This is a genomic window from Nocardioides euryhalodurans (assembly GCF_004564375.1).
In the GTDB taxonomy this organism is placed as follows: domain Bacteria; phylum Actinomycetota; class Actinomycetes; order Propionibacteriales; family Nocardioidaceae; genus Nocardioides; species Nocardioides euryhalodurans.
The window spans coordinates 2,245,981-2,261,850 of the sequence record NZ_CP038267.1 but is presented as its reverse complement, the minus strand read 5'-3'; the positions used below and the strand labels follow the sequence as shown (position 1 = coordinate 2,261,850).

Here is a 15,870-nt window from a genome sequence, read left to right as displayed (position 1 = left end):
GCAACACGACGACGCTAGTGTCGGGGGGTGCCGTACCTCCTGCGTGTCTCGCTCCCCGACGTCCCGGGCTCGCTGGGACGCGTGGCGACCGCGATCGGTGAGGCCGGCGGTGACATCGAGGCGATCGAGATCGTCGAGAAGCGCTACGACGGGACGGCGGTCGACGACGTCTTCCTGGAGATGGTCGACGGCACCATGCCGGACACGATCGTCTCGGCCTGCACCCAGCTCACCGGCGTCGAGGTGCTCTGGATCAACCGGTACGCCGCGGGCAGCAACGTCTTCCTCGACCTCGAGGCCGTCGAGGACCTGACCGCCCACCCGGCGCGGGCGCTGGACCGGCTGGTGGAGCTGCTGCCGGTGGTCTTCCGCTCCGACTGGGCGGCGCGGGTGCACCGCGAACGCGGGGTCCTGGTCTCGACCGCTGCGGCGCCCGACGAGGTGGCCTGGGTCGACGTCTCCGCTCCAGGACCGCTCGAGGACGAGGACGACGACCTGGTCCTCGCCTGCCCGCTGGGCCCGGACGAGGCGCTGCTGATCGGGCGACGCGGGGGACCGGAGTTCCTCGACTCCGAGCTGGCCCGGGTCAAGCACCTCGCGAGCCTGGCGCGCTCCATCGCCACCTAGGACCTGGGCAGCGTGAGCACCTCGGCCCCGTCCGCGGTGATGGCGATCGTGTGCTCGCTGTGGGCCGTCCGGCACCCGGTCGCGCTCCTGAGGGTCCACCCGTCGGCGTCGGTGACCAGGTCGGCGGTGTCGGCCATCACCCACGGCTCCAGCGCCAGCAGCAGCCCGGGGCGCAGCTGGTAGCCACGACCGGGCCGTCCGGTGTTGGAGACGTGCGGGTCCTGGTGCATCGTCGAGCCGATGCCGTGACCTCCGAACTCGGTGTTGATCAGGTATCCGGCCTCGGTCAGGACCGTTCCGATGGCATGGGACAGGTCGCCGATCCGGGCCCCCGGCGCGGCGGCGGCGATCCCCGCGGCCAGGGCGCGTTCGGTGGCATCGATCATCGCCACGCTCTCCGCTGGCCGGGACTCGCCCACGACGAAGCTGATGGCCGAGTCCGCGGCCACGCCCTCCAGGGAGACGGCGAGGTCGAGGGACAGCAGGTCGCCGTCGGCCAGCGCGTAGTCGTGAGGCAGCCCGTGGAGCACGGCGTCGTTGACCCCGGTGCAGATGTGGTGGCCGAACGGCCCGCGCCCGAAGGACGGCGCGTAGTCGACGTAGCAGGACTGCGCACCCGCCTCGTCGATCATGGTCCGGGCCCACCGGTCGATGTCGAGCAGGTTGGTGCCGACCGCGCTGCGGCTCCTCAGCGTCTGCAGGATGTGGGCGACGAGGGCCCCGGTGTCGCGGGCGCGGGCCACCTTGGCGGGGTTCAGGATCTCGATCACGCGGCGCCTCCTGCGGTCCAATAACTATCCCGGTCATGTTATCCCGGTACTAGAATTGGTGCCATGGTCAGGTTGCCGCTCACGCCCGCGGAGGTCGAGCGCGGCCAGCGCCTCGGCGCCCTCCTCCGTCAGGCCCGCGGGGAGCGCTCGATGCTCGCCACGGCCCTCGACGCCCGGGTCTCGCCCGAGACGCTCCGGAAGATCGAGTCTGGTCGCGTCGCCACCCCCGCCTTCCCCACCATCGCAGCGATCGCCGACGTCCTGGGCCTCTCCCTCGACGCCCTGTGGGCCGAGGTCAACCAGACCTCCTCGGGCGCTCCCGGAGGGGCGGTCGCAGGGTCGCGGCGACCGGTCGCCGGCTAGGCCACCGAACGGATCCGCGTGACCAGCACCGAGCCCAGGACGCTCGCGGCGAACGACACCAGGTAGACGGTGCCGTAGCCCAGCGACCAGCCGTCGCCGCGCGTGGCCACCGACCCTCCGGCCTCGCGCACCACGACCAGGATCGCCCCGGCGAGCACCGGGGCGAGCACCTGCGGCAGCGCGTTGGCGATGTTGATGACCCCGAGGTCCTTGGCCCGCTCCTCGGCCCGCGGGAGCACCTGCGTGATGAGGGCGAAGTCGACCGCGGTGTAGATGCCGAACGCGCAGCCGAGCACGATCGCCGCCACCACCGCCGCCGGCCACGTCTGCCCGACGGCCAGGATCAGGGACGCAACGCCCGAGACGACCCCTGACCAGATGACGAACACCTTGCGTCGACCGAGCCGGTCGCTCCAGTGCCCGAAGACGGCCGTCGTCACGATGGTGGCGACGGCGTACAACGCCGTGAGCACCAGGACCCGACCGGGCGCGTCGTCCTCGCTGACGCCGAGGCCGTCGATGACGTAGAAGAGCAGGTAGAGCGTGGCGACGTAGTTGCCGAGGTTGACCAGGAACCGGGTGATCCACGCCCAGGCGAAGTCGGGGTGCTCGCGCGGGGAGATCCAGAACGAGCGGACGAACGAGCCGATCGCGAACGGCGGCGGCCGGTGGTCGGCCGGCAGCGCGAGGTCGCGCGAACCGAGGGCGTACGGGAGCGTCAGCAGGAGCAGCACCACCAGCGTGGCGAGGTAGCCGGTCGCGATCGAGCCGGTCAGCCCCGCGATCGCCACGCCGGCCACGATCCCGATCGTCTGGGCGATCGCCACCAGACCACCGATCAGGCCGCGTCGGGCGACCGGCACCTGGTCGGGGATCGCCGCCATCGCGGCGGCGTACATGGCGTTGAGGAACACCTGGGCGGCGCACCAGCCGAGCAGCATCACGGTCACCGACTCGGCGGCCGCGAGGACGAGCAGGGAGAGCGCGCTGCCGGCGGCCCCGGCCAGGACCCACGGCAGCCGGCGTCCGCGGCGCAGCGTCGTCCGGTCGGAGAACGCCCCGAAGACCGGGTTGCAGATCGTCGAGACGGCGGCTCCGACGCCGAGCACGAGGGAGAGCACCGCCTCCTTGCGGTCGGGCGAGATCGTGGCGGCCTGCTCGGCGAGCAGAACCTGGATCGGTCCGAACCACCCGGAGTAGATGCCGAGGTTCAGCAGCGTCAGGGCCGCGACCCAGCGTGCGGGAGGAGCGAGGGTGGGCTCGGACAGCGCCGACCTGGGCGCCGCGGTCTGGGTCACCCGCACATCATGACGTCACGAACGGCGTTCCAGGAGGAAGAGCGGGATCAGTCGATCGGTCTTCTGCTGGTAGGTCCCGTACCTCGGCCAGGTCCGGACCGCGCGTTCCCACCACACGTCGCGCTCCGGGCCGTCCGCCAGCTCGCGCACGTCGTACGTCGCCTTGTCGGCGCCGTCCTGGAGGTCGACCTCGGGACGGGCGCGGAAGTTGTGGGCCCAGACCGGGTCGTCGTCGGACCCGCCCTTGGACGCCACGGCGAGGTAGGCGCCCTCGTGCTCGACCCGCATCACCGGGTTCTTGCGCAGCTTGCCGCTGCGGGCTCCGACCGAGGTGATGACCACGATCGGGTCGCCGGTGGACGCCAGCGTGTTGGCCCTCGCGCCGTCGGAGGCCTCGAAGGCCGCCACCTGGTTGCGGACCCAGGCCGCCGTGCTGGGCTCGTACTCTCCCGTGAGTGCCATGTCTCACACCCCATCACGCGCCCGGGGGCGACGCCAGAGGCTGGGTAGCGTGGCGGACATGGCCACGAGGACCGACGTCTACAGCCACGGGCACGACGCGAGCGTGCTGCGCGCCCACGGGGCGCGCACGATCGCCAACTCCGCGGCCTACCTCGAGCCCGACCTGCAGCCGGGGGTCTCCGTGCTCGACGTCGGCTGCGGCGTCGGCAGCATCACCGCCGAGATCACCGACCGGGTCCACCCCGGCAGGGTGGTGGGGGTCGACGTGGTGTGGGAGGCGGTGCGCGCCACGCGCGAGGCCTCCGCGGACGTGAGGGTCGCGCTCGCCAGCGGCTACCGGCTGCCCTTCGCCGACGGCTCGTTCGACGTGGTCCACGCCCACCAGGTGCTGCAGCACCTCAGTGACCCGGTCGCGGCGCTGCAGGAGCTCCGCCGGGTGTGCCGGCCCGGGGGAGTGGTGGCCGTGCGCGACGCCGACTACGCCGCGATGACGTGGTGGCCGGACGCCGCCGGGCTCGACGACTGGCTCCGGGTCTACCGCGCCGTCGCCCACGGCAACGACGCCGAACCCGACGCCGGACGCCGGCTGCGCGCGTGGTGCCGGGCCGCCGGCTTCACCGACCTGGCCTGCAGCGCGAGCATCTGGTCCTTCGCCTCGCCGGAGGAGCGGCGCTGGTGGGGGCACCAGTGGGCCGAGCGCAGCCAGCACTCCGCCTTCGCCCGGCAGGCCCTCGAGCGCGGACTGGCCGCCGAGGAGGACCTGGGACGGATCGCGGAGGCGTGGCGGGAGTGGGCCGAGGACGAGGACGGCTGGTTCCTGGTGCCCCACGCCGAGGTGCGCTGCCGGGCCTGACGTCCGGGCCCCGGCGACCGGGCCGATAGCGTGCCCGCATGAGTGCGATCGACGGCGTGTCGGAGACCTTCGACCCCGACCAGTGGGACGACGTCCCGGGCTTCGAGGACCTGACCGACCTCACCTACCACCGGGCGCGGGCGCACGGCACGGTGCGGATCGCCTTCGACCGGCCCGACGTCCTCAACGCCTTCCGGCCGCACACCGTCGACGAGCTGCTGCGGGTCCTCGAGCACGCCCGCACCTCAGCCGACGTCGGCTGCGTGCTGCTCACCGGCAACGGACCGAGCGCCAGGAACGACAAGTGGGCGTTCTGCACGGGTGGTGACCAGCGGATCCGGGGGCGGGCGGGCTACCAGTACGCCGAGGGCGAGACGGCCGACACGGTCGACCAGGCGAAGATGGCCCGGCTCCACATCCTGGAGTGCCAGCGGCTGATCCGGTTCATGCCCAAGGTCGTGGTCTGCCTGGTCAACGGCTGGGCGGCCGGCGGCGGCCACAGCCTCCACGTCGTCTCCGACCTGACGATCGCGAGCGCCGAGCACGCGCGGTTCAAGCAGACCGACGCGGACGTCGGGTCCTTCGACGGCGGGTTCGGGTCGGCGTACCTCGCCCGTCAGGTGGGTCAGAAGTTCGCCCGCGAGATCTTCTTCCTCGGCGACGTCTACACCGCCGAGGACGCGCACCGGATGGGCATGGTCAACCGGGTCGTGCCGCACGCCGAGCTCGAGGCCGAGGCACTGGAGTGGGGCCGCAAGATCAACGGCAAGTCCCCGACGGCGCAGCGGATGCTGAAGTACTCCTTCAACCTGATCGACGACGGTCTGGTCGGCCAGCAGCTCTTCGCCGGGGAGACGACGCGGCTGGCCTACATGACCGACGAGGCGCAGGAGGGTCGCGACCAGTTCCTCGAGAAGCGCGAGCCGGACTGGTCGCCCTACCCCTGGTACTACTGAGCCGCTGCAGCTCCTCGGCCCAGCGACGGTCCGCGCTCGAGGGTGACCCCGACCACGCCTCGCGTCACCCGTACCGGAGGATGCGGCCCGGGTACGACGTGCTCATCGTTGTCTGCGTAGCCGAGCGGTGACGGAGCACGCCATGACGATCGAGCTGGACGACGCGGGTGCGCGAGCTCCTCGGCAGCGCGCTCGGGTGGACGAGGGGCCCGTCATGAGATCGGTCGAGCTCGAGCTGTGCGCCGAGTTCCCGTCGGTGCCGATCGACCAGGTGACCACGCTCGTGGAGTGCCTGTGGGCCCACTTCGACGACGCCACGGTCCGGGACTTCGTGCCGGTGCTGGTCCGCAAGCAGGCGAAGGAGGAGCTGCGTGACCACCTCGGACCCGACGTGCTGGGACGGGGCGCCACCGGCCGCCACCCCGCGACCGTCCCGACGGCTGGAAGCCCTCGTCGGTCCAGGCGTCGCCACCTCATGCTCCGCGGGTGACGTGGGACACCGGGCGACGCAGGACAGTGGCCGCAGGCGGAGGGCTGTGGTGGTGCGGCCTCCGACGTCAGGACGCAACCGCACGATCCAGGGTGACTGACGAGCCGGCCGTCGGGCCGGGGTGACCCTCGGACCGACGACGCGACGGGGTGGTGGCCCATGAGCTCTCGGTTGACCGGGCTGCTCCCGATCGCGGGGTGGGTGCGGTCCTACGACCGTGGCTGGCTGCGTGGGGACCTGATCGCCGGGCTCACCGTGCTGGCGCTGATCGTCCCCAAGAACCTCGGGTACGCCGACATCGCCGGGATCCCGGTCCAGAACGGGCTCTACGCGGCGGCTGCCGGAGCGATCCTCTACGGGATCTTCGGGACCAGCCGGCAGATCTCCGTCGGGCCGAGCTCCGGCCTGGCGGCCGTCGCCGCCAGCGCGGTGCTGGCCGCCGGCATCACCGACGAGAGGGAGGTCGCGGCGTTCGTCGCGGGGATCACCCTGGCCTCCGGAGTCCTGTTCCTGGTCTTCGCGGTGATCAAGGCAGGGTGGATCGCGCAGTTCCTGTCACGTGCCGTGGTCACCGGGTTCCTGTTCGGCGCCGCGATCGACGTGGTCATCGGCGAGCTGTCCAAGCTCACCGGGACCGACGCCAGCGGCTCCAACTCGCTGCGGGAGCTCTGGTCGTGGCTGGGCGGCGTGGACGAGACCCACCGGACGACGCTCGTCGTGGGTGTCATCTCCCTCGTCGTCATCTTCGGGCTCCGCGTCGTCGCACCCCAGGTGCCCGGAGCGCTGGTCCTGGTGGTCGGTGGTCTGGCAGCCTCTTGGCTGTTCGACCTCGGGGACCGTGGTGTGGCACTCGTCGGAGACGTGCCGCGCGGGCTGCCGTCCTTCGTGGTCCCCGACGGTGGGCTGATGTGGGAGCACGCAGGCACCGGGGCGCTGGCGGCCTTCGCGCTGGTGCTGATCGGGTTCTCCCAGACGGCGGGCGACGCGCGGATGTTCGCCGCCAGGCACCGCTACCCGATCGACATCGACCAGGAGTCCGTCGCGCAGGCGATGGCGAACGCCGGAGCGGGGGTGTTCCAGGGCATGCCGGTCTCGACGAGCCTGTCGGCGAGCTCGCTGAACGACCATGCCGGCGCCCGGTCGGGGGTGGCCTCCCTCACCACCGGGGTCGGGGTCCTGCTGACCCTCCTCGTGCTGGCTCCCCTCTTCTCCGACCTGCCGAAACCGGTGCTGGCCGCCGTCATCACCGAGGCGGTGGTGATGGGGATGATGAACTTCCCGGAGGTCAGGCGGCTCGCGCGCGTCCAGAGGTTCGACTTCTGGGTCGCGATGGCAGCCTTGCTGGGGACCCTGGTGTTCGGCGTCCTCTCGGGCGTGCTGATCGGCGTCGGTCTCTCCATCTTCTGGCTCATCTCGGTCGCGACCCGACCCCACATCCCCGTGCTGGCGCGCGAACCCGGCACCCCCGCGTTCCGTGAGCTCAGCGAGCACCCGGATGACGAGCAGGTCCCCGGCGTCGTCGTGCTGCGCATGGACGGCGGGCTGTTCTTCGCCACCTCGGACGCCCTCGAGGACCGGGTCCGCGAGATCATCCACCTGGCCCCCGACCTGACCGGGATCGTGCTCGACTGCGGCGGGATGGACTTCGTCGACTCCCAGGGCTCCGCCACGCTGGACGACATCATCACCCTCACCGACGACGCCGGGATCGTGCTGCGCCTGGCGCGGGTGAAGCCCGGGTTCAGGGCGCTGCTCGAGCGTGACCACGTCCTCGAGCGCCTCGGCCCGGACAAGGTCCACGGCAACATCCTGCTCGCGCTGCAGGCGCACCTCGACGCCCCCGAGGGACCAGCAGACGGTGCCCGTGGGGAGTCACCGACACCCGGCGGCTGACAGGACCCATCACCAGGAAGCCCGGGTCGGGGTCCCGATATCGTCCCCCCAGCAGGCGTGGCGTCTTCCGGAGACGTCCACCACACACGCACCGAGGAAGTCTCGTTGGAGCCAGTGACCGCCGGCCCTGCCCCGGCGCGCATCGTCGTCCTCACCGGCGCCGGCATCTCCGCGGAGAGCGGGTTGCCGACCTTCCGCGACGCCGACGGGCTGTGGGAGGGCCACGACCCAATGCAGGTCGCGACGCCCGAGGCGTACGCCACTGACCCGGCGCTGGTGCACCGTTTCTACGACGAGCGCCGCTCCGCGCTCGCCCGGGTCGGACCCAACGCGGCCCACTCGGCGTTGGCCCGGCTCGAGGAGGCGCTCGGCGACGACCTGCTCGTCGTGACCCAGAACATCGACGACCTCCACGAGCGAGCCGGGTCCCGCCGGGTGCTGCACATGCACGGCAGGCTCCGTTCGGCGTGGTGCACCGCCTGCGACGCCCGCCACGACTGGATCGGCCCGCTGGGTCACCACCCCGCCTGCCCGGACTGCGGCACGAGGGAGCTGCGCCCGGACGTCGTCTGGTTCGGCGAGGTCCCGCACGGGATGGACCGGATCGAGGAGGCGCTGTGGGACTGCGACCTCTTCGTCTCGATCGGCACCTCCGGGCTGGTCTACCCGGCCGCGGCCTTCGTGCAGTACGCCGTGGCGCGCGGCACGCCCACTCTCGAGCTCAACCTCGACGCCAGTGACGGCACCAGCGACTTCGACGAGTCACGCCGCGGGCCGGCGACCCGACTGGTACCGGCGTGGGTGGACGAGGTCCTGGCGGACTATCGGAGATGAGGGGTCAGCGGGCGAGCTCGGCCAGCAGCAGGTCGCGGTAGCGGCCGTCGGGGTCCTCGACCCCGAGCCGGGGCACCCAGCCGCCGAGCATCTCGGCGAAGAGCGCGCCGCTGGTGATGATCCGCGGATCCATGTGGCCGAAGACCTCGAGCGCCACGGTGCCGTAGAGAGTGGCCCAGCCCTGCATGAACACCCAGATCAGGCCGCGGTGGTCGGCGGGGATGTCCTCGACGTCGACCGGGAACATCGGGTCGCGCAGCGCCTCGGCGACCGCGGGGGGGAGCTCGTCGAGCTCGGGATGGGCGTAGTGGGTCCGCTGCCAGACCTCGAGGAGCAGCGAGTGCATGTAGAGCCCCGAGGTCCACGCGGTGATCACCTCGCGCCGATGGCAGTGGGAGTCGGCGACCGGGTTGGCGAAGACCAGCGAGAACTCCGCCTTCTCCCGCAGGCCCCAGCGACGGAACGCCACCGAGGCACAGATGAGCCGGGCGAGCGGGTCGTCCTCGGGCTGGGTCGCCGCGGCCTCCCGGAACTCGTCGGTCGCCGCCTTGTCGATCTCGTAGGCCACCACGTCGACCAGCTCCTGGTAGCTGCCGACGTAGCGGTAGAGGGCCGGGGCGGTGAGCCCCATCCGGGACGCGATCGCGCGAAGGGAGAGCTCCTCGCCGGCCGAGAGCAGCTGCCGCGAGGTCGCGACGATCTCGTCGAGCGTCGCCTCCCGCTGCCGCTGGCGCCGCGTCATGGTCTGGTCCGTCACCACTGAAACCTCCGAAATGTCTTGACGCGGCGAGTTTACACTGTTTACGGTGAACACCGTTCACTTTCCTGAAGGGGTAGTTCGATGCTCGATCGCTGGAGCGGGATCCTGGTCCGTCGGCCGTTGGCCGTCCTCCTCGCCGGACTGGCGCTGGCGCTGGCCGCGGGGGTGTACGGCGCCGGGGTCTTCGGCTCGCTCTCGCAGGGCGGCTTCGACGACCCGGACACCGAGTCGTCCCGGTCGCTGGCCGTGCAGCGCGAGGCGCTCGGCAACCAGGGCGTCGACGTGATCGCCATCTACTCCAGCGAGGACCTCCGCGTCGAGGACCCCGAGTTCCGCGAGCGGGTCGAGGCGACCCTGGCCGGTCTCCCGGAGGACACCACCACCGAGGTGGTCCCGTGGTTCGCGGCCGAGGACCCCGGGCTCGTCAGCACCGACGGCCACTCCGCCCAGGTGCTGATCTCGCTCGCCGGCGAGACCCAGGACGACTACCTCGAGAGCTTCGAGGAGCTCGAGCCCACGCTGGCCGCCGAGGGCCTCGAGACCGACGTTGCAGGAGTGTTCGCGACGTACGCCGACGTCAACGAGCGGACCGAGGAGGACCTGCAGCGGGCCGAGACGATCTCGCTCCCGGTCGTGGCCGTCCTCGCGATCCTGATCTTCGGCAGCCTGGTGGCCGCCTCGATGCCGGTGCTCGTCGGAGCGCTCGCCGTGATCGGCGCCCTCGCCGTCGTCCGCGGGATCACCCTCTTCACCGAGGTCTCGATCTTCTCGGTCAACGTGATCACCCTGCTCGGGATGGGTCTGGCGATCGACTACGCCCTTTTCGTCGTCAGCCGCTTCCGCGAGGAGCTCGCGAAACGACCCGTCGACGATCCCGACGGTGTCTCCGAGGCACTCACGACCACGATGCGCACCGCGGGCCGGACCGTGCTCTTCTCCGGCCTCACCGTCGCCGCGGCCATGTCGTCGCTGCTGGTCTTCCCGCAGGCCTTCCTGCGCTCGATGGGGTACGGCGGCATCGCGGCGGTCCTCGTCGCCATGCTGGCCGCCCTCACCGTGCTGCCCGCCACGCTGCGGCTGCTGGGCCGGCGGATCGACAAGGGACGCGTGATGCGCCGGGCCCGGGCGCGGGCGGGGGTCGACGACGCCAACGGGGCCTGGGCCCGGATCGCGGCCGCGGTGATGCGCCGGCCGGTGACCGTCCTCGTGGTGGTCACCGCCGGGCTGCTCTTCCTCGCCGCTCCGTTCCTCGGGGTGAAGTGGGGCTCGGTCGACCACCGGATCCTGCCGCCGGACTCCGACGCCTACGTCGCGGCCGAGAAGCTGGCGACCGACTTCGGTCCCGAGACCTCGACGGCCACCGTCGTGCTCGACGGCACCGCCGAGCAGGACGTGGTGGCGTACACCCGCGACCTCGCGGCGGTCGACGGCATCACCGGCGTCCAGCCGGTCGCGGCCGAGGGTGACGTCACGATGCTGCGCGCCAGCTGGGAAGGCTCCTCGCAGAGCCAGGCATCGCAGGACACCGTCGTCGACATCCGGGCCGTCGAGCCCGCCAGCGGCGAGTCGCTGGTCGGCGGCCTGACCGCCGACACCGTCGACCTCGGGGCCTCGGTCTCCGACCACCTGCCGTGGATGGCGCTCGTGGTGGTGGTCGTGATGATGGTGCTGCTGTTCCTCGCCTTCGGCTCGCTGGTCCTCCCCGTCAAGGCGATCCTGATGAACGCGCTGTCGATCACGGCGTCCTTCGGGGTGGTCACGTGGATCTTCAGCGACGGCAACCTCGAGGGGCTGCTCGACTTCAGCTCACAGGGCTTCCTCGACATGACCAACCCGATCCTGATGCTGGCGATCCTCTTCGGCCTCTCGATGGACTACGAGGTCTTCCTGCTCTCGCGGGTCCGGGAGGAGTGGGACCGGACGGGCGACAACGACGCCGCCGTCGCGATGGGCGTCCAGAAGACCGGGCGCATCATCACCTCGGCCGCCCTACTGCTCGCGGTCGTGATCGGGGCCTTCTCCTTCAGCGGCGTGCTCTTCATGAAGATGATCGGTGTCGGCATGCTCGTCGCGCTCCTCATCGACGCGACGGTCGTCCGGGCGCTCCTCGTCCCCGCGACGATGAAGCTGCTCGGCGAGTGGAACTGGTGGGCGCCGGGCCCGCTGCGCCGGTGGTGGGAGCGGTACGGCTTCCGCGAAGAGCCGGCGTCGACTGGTGAGGTTCCCGAGGCAGGCGCGGACCGGGATCTCGTGAGGGCCGACTCGTAGGGGACCTCTCTCGGTTGGGTAACGGTGGATCCGAAACGCTACACACGGGCTGCAACGCGTGTGGAGCGCACTCGAGCCACCGTTACCGAACAGGAACGGCCGCAACGCCTCACCCCAGGTCGGGACGGAGCAGCACCCCGACGTGCGGCGGGAGGATCAGCCGGTCCCCGCCGACCGGTGAGCCGACCGGCTGGGTCGACCCGGGCGTCGCGAAGGCCACGACGTAGGCCACGTCGTGGTCGAGCGGCACCGTCACGGGTCGGTCGGAGAAGCTGACGCCCAGCACCACGGCGTCGACACCCTTGCCTCGCCGGACCACGAGCCACCGTTCGTCCTCGTCGACCGAGGCGCGGACCGTGCGCAGGTCGGGGTCGGTGAGGACCGGCATCGTCCGCCGCAGCGCCGCGAGCTCGCGGTAGACCCCGAGCAGCGTCCGGCCGCGGGGGGAGTCGAGCTCGGACCAGTCGAGCCTCGACCCCTCGAAGGTCGCCGGGTCCTGCGGGTCGGGAACGTCGTCGCCCCAGGCCATCCGCTCGAACTCGCGACGCCGGCCCTCCGTCACGGCCTGCCCGAGGTCGGCCTCGGGGTGGTCGGTGAAGAAGGCGAACGGCGTCGAGGCGCCCCACTCCTCGCCCATGAAGAGCATCGGGGTGAAGGGCGAGGCGAGTGTCAGCAGGGCAGCGACGGCGAGCTGGTCGTCGTCGAGCGACTCGGTGAGCCGGTCACCGCGGGCGCGGTTGCCGACCTGGTCGTGGTTCTGGTTGGCGACGACGAGCCGCCAACCGGGGACCCGCTCCGTGTCCAGCGGTGACCCGTGGTCGCGGCCGCGGAACGACGACCACGTGCCGTCGTGGAAGAACCCGCGCTCCAGCACCTTGGCCAGCGCGCCCAGCGGCTCGAAGTCCGCGTAGTAGCCGTCCGTCTCGCCGGTCAGCGCGACGTGCAGCGCGTGGTGGAAGTCGTCGCTCCACTGTGCGTCGAGGCCGAGCCCGCCGGCCTCCCGCGGCGCGACCACGCGGGGGTCGTTGAGGTCCGACTCGGCGACGAGGAACAGCGGCTTCCCGACGTACGCCGCCAGTGCGGCCGTCTCGGACGCCATCTCCTCCAGCAGGTGGGTGTCGCTCCCGTCCACCAGGGCGTGGACCGCGTCGAGGCGGAGCCCGTCGACGTGGAAGTCGGTGAACCAGCCGCGGACCGAGTCGAGGACCAGCCGACGGACCTCGTCGCTTCCCTCGCGGTCGAGGTTGACCTGGTCGCCCCAGGGGGTGTCCCCGTCGACGAGGTAGGGACCGAACATCGTCAGGTAGTTGCCCGAGGGGCCGAGGTGGTTGTGCACCACGTCCTGCACCACGCCGAGACCGCGTGCGTGGCAGGCGTCGACGAACCGCTGGTAGGCCTCCGGCCCGCCGTAGGGCTCGTGGACCGCCGACCACAGCACGCCGTCGTAGCCCCAGCCGTGCCGGCCGTTGAACGCGTTGACCGGCATCAGCTCGACGAACCCGACCCCGATCTCCGCGAGGTGGTCGAGCCGCTCGATCGCGGCGTCGAGGGTGCCCTGGGGTGTGAAGGTGCCGACGTGGAGCTCGTAGACGACGGCGCCCGCGAGCGGCCGACCGTGCCAGGCGTGGTCGGTCCAGGCGAACGCGCCGGGGTCGAAGGTGCGCGACCGGCCGTGGACCCCTCCGGGCTGCCGGAGCGAGCGCGGGTCGGGGACCGGGGTGTCGGCGTCGTCGAGCAGGTAGCCGTAGTCGGCCTCGCCCTCCGGCACCGGTCCGGCCGGGCGCCACCAGTCGCCCTGGCTGCGGGTCATCTCGACGACCTCGTCGCCGACCGCGAGCCGGACCCGGGAGGGGAGGGGGGCCCACACCTCGAACCGCCCGCGCTCCCGGGGCTGCTCGGGCAGCGCCTCGAGCAGGGCGACCGGCAGCTCGGTCAGCAGGTCTGCGACGGGCACCGAGCCGTCGCTGGTGACCACGGCGCCGGTCAGGGCGTCGCGCCAGCGACCCGCGGGCAGGGCGAGCGTGGTGTCGCCCCAGCCGCCGCGGGCGGCCAGGCCGACCGGCAGCCGGGTGGCGACGGTGACCAGGCCGCCGCGGTCGAAGGCCAGGGCGTGGCCGGCCGCCTCGCCGGTGGCCGGCACCGCGTCGTACGCCGTGAAGAGCTCGGGCCGGTCGCGCCGCAGCCGCAGCGTCTCGCGCACCAGCAGCAGCTTGGGGTGGCCGGGTCGGTCCTCGGCGACCAGCCGGCGTCGGACGTCGAAGTCGACCGGGCGCCGGTTGTCGGGGTCGACCAGGCTGTCCTCGCGGAGCTCCGAGCCCTGGTAGACGTCCGGCACCCCGGGCATCGTGAGCCCGACCAGCTTGGCGGACAGCGCGTTGCTCCGGCCGGCGTCACCGACGGCGAGCAGCACCTCGTCGAGCACGGCGCGGACCCGCTCGTCGTCGAAGGCCGCGTCGACCGCAGCGTGCACGGCGTGCTCGTAGGCCTCGTCGGGCGCGGTCCACGTCGTCCGGTCGCCGGCCTCGCGCATCGCCTTCTCGGCGTACGCGTGGAGGCGCTCGCGCAGGGCGGGATCGTCGGACCACGTGCCCACGACCGCCTGCCACAGCAGGTTGCCGAAGCCGGCGTCGGGAACGGGGGCGAGCGTGAGCAGCCGGTCGAGGGCGCCGGCCCACAGGTCGGGCACCTCGGCGAGCACGGCGATCCGGGCGCGGACGTCCTCGCCGCGCTTGGTGTCGTGGGTGGAGGCGGCCGTCATCGCGTGCGGTCGCTCGGCCTGGCGCACCGCCATGGCCTCGTGGAAGTCGTGCGGCGTCACCGAGAAGACCGACGGGTCGCCGCCGACCTCGTTGAGCGAGGTGAGCCGGGCCCACCGGTAGAAGGCGCAGTCCTCGACGCCCTTGGCCATCACCATGCCGCTGGTCTGCTGGAACCGCTGGGTCGCGTCGGCCGCGCCGTCGCCGAGGACCGGCGCGACCAGGTCGAGCACGTCGGCCAGGTCGGGACGGTGGCGCCGCGCGGCGGCGAACGCCTCGTCGAGGTGGCTGCGTCCCTCGGGCAGGTAGGAGCGGTAGACGGGGAAGCAGGCGAGCAGCTCGGCGACGACGTCCTCGAGGACGCCGGCGGCCGGAGCCTCGTCGAGCCAGGGTGCGAGCTCGCGGGCGATGCGGCGGGTCTCGGCCAGCAGGGTCGTGTCGGCCACGGTCCGCTTGGTGCCGTGGATCATGGCCGGCCAGTCGACCGGCGCGCCACGGAGCCGGTCCTCGAGCGCGCCCAGCGGCTGCTCGCCGGCCGGGTCGGTGAGCACCCGGTCGACCAGGGCGAGGGCGTCGTAGCCGGTGGTGCCGGCCGTGGCCCAGGAGTCGGGCAGCCGTTCGCCGGGCTCGAGGATCTTCTCGACGAGGACGTACGCCCCACCGGTCAGCTCGGCCAGGTCGTCGAGGTAGCCGGCGGGGTCGCGCAGCCCGTCGGGGTGGTCGATCCGCAGCCCGTCGACCAGCTCGTCGGCGAACCAGCGCGCCACCTCCTCGTGGGAGCGCGTGAACCACTCGGGGTCCTCGACCCGGATCGCGGCCAGGGTGCTGACGGAGAAGAAGCGGCGGTAGTTGAGCTCGCTGTCGCCCCGGCGCCAGTGGACGAGCTCGTAGTGCTGTCGCGCGTGGACGGCGTCGGGATCGGCGGCGGCGTCCGCGGCGGCGGTTCCGGGAGCCAGCGGGAAGCGCTGGTCGTGGTAGTGCAGCTCGCCCGCGAGCACCCGCAGGTGCTCGATCGTGCCGTTCTCGCGGAGGTCGTCGTCGCCCACGACCGGGATCAGCAGCCGCCCGCCGCCGGCGTCCCAGTCGATGTCGAACGCGTCGGCGTACGGCGACTCGCGGCCGTGGGTCAGGACGTGCCACCACCAGGCGTTCTCCCAGGGGCGGGCGATGCCGACGTGGTTGGGGACGATGTCGACCAGCACCCCCATCCCCAGCCGCCTGGCCTCGCTGGAGAGGGCCGAGAGGCCCGCGCCCCGGCCGCGGGACGGGTCGATCGCGGAGTGGTCGGAGACGTCGTACCCGTGGTCGCTCCCGGACTCCGCCGCCAGCACGGGCGAGAGGTAGACCCAGTCGACGCCGAGCTCGTGGAGGTACGCGAGGGTGCGCGCCGCCTCGAGGAGGTCGAAGTCCTCGGTGATCTGGAGCCGGTAGGTGCTCGCGGGGGTCTGCACGGCACCATCCTTCCAGTCGGTGCCGCGGCACCGTCGGGGTGAACCGGCAAGGGGGGTCGGGCTCGCTCGGGTCACCACCCGTGCGGTGC

13 protein-coding genes are annotated in these 15,870 nt (G+C 72.2%); 8 read left to right on the top strand and 5 right to left on the bottom strand.

What is annotated here, in order from left to right; genetic code table 11:
• The first annotated feature begins 27 nt into the window (after window positions 1–27).
• Complete coding sequence (locus tag EXE57_RS10765; protein ID WP_135077381.1) at window positions 28–627, top strand: ACT domain-containing protein; 600 nt, start codon at window positions 28–30, stop codon at window positions 625–627.
• Here the strand turns inward: EXE57_RS10765 and map are convergent.
• A complete protein-coding gene (gene map / locus EXE57_RS10760; protein ID WP_135077379.1) occupies window positions 624–1,397 on the bottom strand; it encodes a type I methionyl aminopeptidase in 774 nt (257 codons plus the stop codon). The two genes, EXE57_RS10765 and map, sit on opposite strands and share 4 nt — an antisense overlap.
• 63 nt (window positions 1,398–1,460) lie before the next feature.
• Here map and EXE57_RS10755 point away from each other — a divergent pair, with 63 nt between their 5' ends.
• Window positions 1,461–1,760 (top strand): helix-turn-helix domain-containing protein, encoded by a 300-nt coding sequence (locus EXE57_RS10755; protein WP_135077377.1) that lies wholly within the window; start codon window positions 1,461–1,463, stop codon window positions 1,758–1,760.
• Here the strand turns inward: EXE57_RS10755 and EXE57_RS10750 are convergent.
• Both EXE57_RS10750 and EXE57_RS10745 read right to left on the bottom strand, forming a co-directional pair.
• A complete protein-coding gene (locus EXE57_RS10750) occupies window positions 1,757–3,058 on the bottom strand; it encodes an MFS transporter (protein WP_244246786.1) in 1,302 nt (433 codons plus the stop codon). The two genes, EXE57_RS10755 and EXE57_RS10750, sit on opposite strands and share 4 nt — an antisense overlap.
• Window positions 3,059–3,073: 15 nt before the next feature.
• Window positions 3,074–3,520: a nitroreductase family deazaflavin-dependent oxidoreductase gene (locus EXE57_RS10745; protein ID WP_135077375.1), complete on the bottom strand. Its 447-nt coding sequence runs from the start codon at window positions 3,518–3,520 to the stop codon at window positions 3,074–3,076.
• A gap of 58 nt (window positions 3,521–3,578) precedes the next feature.
• Between EXE57_RS10745 and EXE57_RS10740 the strand changes: the two genes are divergently transcribed.
• The 5 genes from EXE57_RS10740 (at window position 3,579) to EXE57_RS10720 (ending at window position 8,546) form a co-directional block, all read left to right on the top strand.
• Entirely contained in the window at window positions 3,579–4,373 is a 795-nt protein-coding gene (locus EXE57_RS10740; protein WP_135077373.1) for a methyltransferase domain-containing protein, read from the top strand.
• A 38-nt stretch (window positions 4,374–4,411) separates the two neighbouring features.
• Window positions 4,412–5,329 (top strand): 1,4-dihydroxy-2-naphthoyl-CoA synthase, encoded by a 918-nt coding sequence (locus EXE57_RS10735; RefSeq protein WP_135077372.1) that lies wholly within the window; start codon window positions 4,412–4,414, stop codon window positions 5,327–5,329.
• A gap of 214 nt (window positions 5,330–5,543) precedes the next feature.
• Window positions 5,544–5,819 (top strand): three-helix bundle dimerization domain-containing protein, encoded by a 276-nt coding sequence (locus EXE57_RS10730; RefSeq protein WP_135077370.1) that lies wholly within the window; start codon window positions 5,544–5,546, stop codon window positions 5,817–5,819.
• 159 nt (window positions 5,820–5,978) lie between these two features.
• Window positions 5,979–7,712 (top strand): SulP family inorganic anion transporter, encoded by a 1,734-nt coding sequence (locus EXE57_RS10725; protein WP_135077368.1) that lies wholly within the window; start codon window positions 5,979–5,981, stop codon window positions 7,710–7,712.
• Window positions 7,713–7,826: 114 nt separating this feature from the next.
• Complete coding sequence (locus EXE57_RS10720) at window positions 7,827–8,546, top strand: NAD-dependent deacylase (protein WP_208543079.1); 720 nt, start codon at window positions 7,827–7,829, stop codon at window positions 8,544–8,546.
• A gap of 4 nt (window positions 8,547–8,550) precedes the next feature.
• Here the strand turns inward: EXE57_RS10720 and EXE57_RS10715 are convergent, their stop codons facing one another.
• Window positions 8,551–9,303: a TetR/AcrR family transcriptional regulator gene (locus tag EXE57_RS10715; RefSeq protein ID WP_135077366.1), complete on the bottom strand. Its 753-nt coding sequence runs from the start codon at window positions 9,301–9,303 to the stop codon at window positions 8,551–8,553.
• Between the two features lie 84 nt (window positions 9,304–9,387).
• On the opposite strand from EXE57_RS10715, the gene EXE57_RS10710 reads away from it, so the two are divergent.
• Complete coding sequence (locus tag EXE57_RS10710; RefSeq protein ID WP_135077364.1) at window positions 9,388–11,574, top strand: MMPL family transporter; 2,187 nt, start codon at window positions 9,388–9,390, stop codon at window positions 11,572–11,574.
• A 109-nt stretch (window positions 11,575–11,683) separates the two neighbouring features.
• On the opposite strand, the gene treY is transcribed toward EXE57_RS10710, so the two are convergent.
• A complete protein-coding gene (gene treY, locus EXE57_RS20210) occupies window positions 11,684–15,781 on the bottom strand; it encodes a malto-oligosyltrehalose synthase (protein WP_244246785.1) in 4,098 nt (1,365 codons plus the stop codon).
• Between the last annotated feature and the right edge of the window lie 89 nt (window positions 15,782–15,870).